Raw genomic sequence first — 2,573 nt, 5'->3', positions numbered from 1 at the left:
GATTATTATTATGAAAACAGAATTAACAAACAGTTAAATAAAATGCTAGAAGATAATTTAGATGTATCAATATGCGGTGTTGATATTATAGATGAGAAAGGAAAAATTATTAGAAGCTCGATTAAGAAAAATTTTATAGTGCCTATTTTAGATATTTGCCTCATAAATATCCATATTTATCCTAGTTCGCTTATGATTTCAAGGGATTTGTTTAATAACATTGGTTATTTTAAAGAGTATTTACGTTGTGTTAAAGACTATGAATATATTGTTAGAATTGCGCTACATTATAATATTTATTATTTAGGCAATCCATTATTTGCTTATAGATTACATAGTCAGAATATGACAAAGAATTTAGAGCAAATGTTTTTTAATAAGCTCTTTAATGCATATGAGGTTAAAAAAGACATTATAAAATATTTTAAAAAACCTGAGTATTATTATTTTAATGTTCTTAAAACGGTGTATAAACTAAACAATTTAAAGGAATTTCGCAAATATTATAGAATTGTAAGCCCTTTGGGAAAAGCTCCTCTTGAGTGGAAAATAAAATACATTTTATCATATTTCCCTTTTATTACAAAATTGATTGTTACATATAAATTAAAAGAAAAATTTTATAAAATAATTAGAAAAATAAAATTTTTAAATTATAATATTTAACTAGATTTATTTTATCTGTTACATTTATATTATGATAATTAACATATAGTATATGAAAAATATTGATTTTTCGCCTTATGTATCAATTATTATACCATTATATATTAATGCTGAGGGTCTTTCAAAATGTCTTTCTGCAAGGAGAAATTAGAGTTATCCTAGAGAAAGATTTGAAGTAATTGTTGTTAATAATGGCTCTAAGGATAATCCTAAAGAAGTAATTAAAAATTATATTGGGGACATATATTGAACATTTTAATTATAACTAATTTGTATCCTACATCAATTACAGATAACAGCACGACAAAGGCTTTGCATGATTTGGTGAAGTATTGGACAAAAGATAATATTTTTGTGGTAAAAACTAAATTGACAGTAAACTTTTTTTCATTTTTTAAAATTTCAAAATATTTTACCCCATTTAATTGTGAAGGTATTCATGGCGTTGAGTTACCAGTTCTTAAAGTCCCTAAACTGTATTGTTTCCCCAATTTCAATATTGACCATATTCTTCAAGATTATGATTTTGCACCGGATCTTATTATATCTGATATGCCTATAAACCATATACTTGCATATAAATATTCTCAGAAAGTTGGTAAACCACTTGTAGTTGGCATACACATGAGTGAAATTAAATTACATAAAAGTAAAAATGTTTTTGATTTATTTAATAAAAGTAAAATAAAAGATTTATACAAAAAATCACAATTAATAATATGCAGATCACATTCAATATATGAGCGATATATTGATTTGTTTCCTGAGCATATACATAAATCTTATATATCCTATTTTGGCATAGACGAAGCACATATAATAAACAGTAAAAAATTTGCTGACAAAAAAGAAAAAATCAAGAATAGAGGAATAATAAGCATAGTAACTGTTTCAAAGTTAATTAAATTAAAAAATATTGACATTGTATTAAAAGCCTTGGCGAAATTATCAAAAAATATTGAATGGTTTTATACAATTATTGGTGATGGCCCTGAGAGAAGTAAATTGAAGAAATTAGCTGTGAGTTTGAATATTCAAGACAGGGTTTATTTTAAAGGTTTTTTACCACATACAGAAACATTGAAATTTTTAGAAAAGTCTGATTTATTTATTATGGTTAGCGCCCCGGAAACTTTTGGTTTGGTATATTTGGAAGCCATGGCAAAAGGCTGTATAGTAATTGGAACTAAAAATTGGGGAATAGATGGTATTGTTTTAGATAAGAAGAATGGATTTTTGATTAGAGAAGGAGATACAAAAACGCTTTATTCTTTATTAGAAAATTTCATTTTTAATCCTTATTATAGAAATGACTTGCTGAAAATATTAGATGAATCCTATAATACTATTTTTAGTTATACTGCAGAAAAAGCCAGCTCAAATTACCGGACGATAATATCAAAGTTAGGGTTAAGTAATGATTGTTAAAGTAGCACATCTAACATCAGTGCACTCGAGATATGATACCCGAATTTTTTTAAAAATGTGTAGTTCTTTAGCTAAAAATGAAAACTATAAAGTAAGTTTAGTAGTAGCAGATGGCAAAGGTAATGAGTCTAAAAATAGTGTAAATATAATAGATGTTGGAGCAAAAACTAGGGGAAGAATAACTCGAATGACAAAAACTGTACAAAAAATTTTTAAAAAAGCAAAAAAATTAGATAGTGATATATACCACCTTCATGACCCAGAGCTTATCCCTATGGGGTTGAAACTCAAAAAGATGGGTAAAAAAGTGATATTTGATGCTCATGAAGATTTACCAAAACAACTACTTGGAAAACCGTATCTAAATAAACCTGCCAAAATTTTTCTTTCAAAATGTTTTGAAATCTATGAGAAATATGCATGTAAAAAGTTTGACATTATCATAACAGCAACACCGCATATAAGAGACAAGTTTTTAA

3 protein-coding genes are annotated in these 2,573 nt (G+C 26.2%); all 3 read left to right on the top strand.

What is annotated here, in order from left to right; translation table 11 throughout:
- Nucleotides 1–666 (top strand): hypothetical protein (locus SVN78_10120; GenBank protein ID MDY6821962.1); only part of this gene is annotated, 666 nt, incomplete at its 5' end.
- 246 nt (nt 667–912) lie between these two features.
- Complete coding sequence (locus SVN78_10115; protein MDY6821961.1) at nt 913–2,094, top strand: glycosyltransferase; 1,182 nt, start codon at nt 913–915, stop codon at nt 2,092–2,094.
- The coding region (locus tag SVN78_10110) for a glycosyltransferase (protein ID MDY6821960.1) at nt 2,084–2,573 on the top strand (490 nt) is incomplete at its 3' end. The genes SVN78_10115 and SVN78_10110, both read left to right, overlap by 11 nt.

This window comes from Deferribacterota bacterium (assembly GCA_034189185.1).
In the GTDB taxonomy this organism is placed as follows: Bacteria; Chrysiogenota; Deferribacteres; order Deferribacterales; family UBA228; genus UBA228.
The sequence above is the reverse complement of the archived record's forward strand: the minus strand, read 5'-3'. Positions and strand labels throughout refer to the sequence as shown.